General features: G+C 67.7%; 1 protein-coding gene. It reads right to left on the bottom strand.

Translation table 11 applies throughout. From position 1 onward, the window contains the following. The coding region (locus KIP79_RS46250; protein ID WP_250214970.1) for a transposase at positions 1 to 430 on the bottom strand (430 nt) is incomplete at its 3' end. Between the last annotated feature and the right edge of the window lie 112 nt (positions 431 to 542).

Genomic DNA, 542 nt, shown 5'->3' with positions numbered 1-542 from the left:
GGAAGTGGCCCAGGGCTGGTACGAAGTCCCCGCTGGACAGGCCGTGCAGGTAGAGCAGCGGCAGCACCTCGCTGATCTTCGGGGTTTTACGCGCCCACGGCGGCAGGATCGCCGAGGAGAAGCGCCGCCGCTCACCGGTCTCGGCATCGACGCGCTTGTCGTTGACACGCGGAGCGGTGACCTCGATCGCGCCGGCCGCGGTGAGGATCTCCCGCGCCTGGTGGCTGCCGTTGCGCACGACCAGGCGGCGGCCGTGTTCGTCGCGCTCATCGGCGAAGGCGGCGATGTAGGCGTCCACTTCGGCTTTCAGCGCTTCGGCCAGCATCCGGCGGGCGCCTTCGCGCACGATCTCGTCGATCAGCGAGGAAGAGGAGGAACCGCCGGGCTGACGGCGGTCGCCGTCGGCGGGGTCAGGGACTACGGTGAGCAACGGGTGTGCCTTCCCGACCGACGTTGGCGCGTCGGTCATGCTTGAGACTGGACATGATCATCGGGAAGGTACACCCCCTTCCCGACAGATCCACAGATTCCAAGCATTGCTC

This window comes from Acrocarpospora catenulata, from assembly GCF_018476525.1.
In the GTDB taxonomy this organism is placed as follows: Bacteria; Actinomycetota; Actinomycetes; order Streptosporangiales; family Streptosporangiaceae; genus Acrocarpospora; species Acrocarpospora catenulata.
This window is presented reverse-complemented; position numbering and strand designations above follow the sequence as displayed.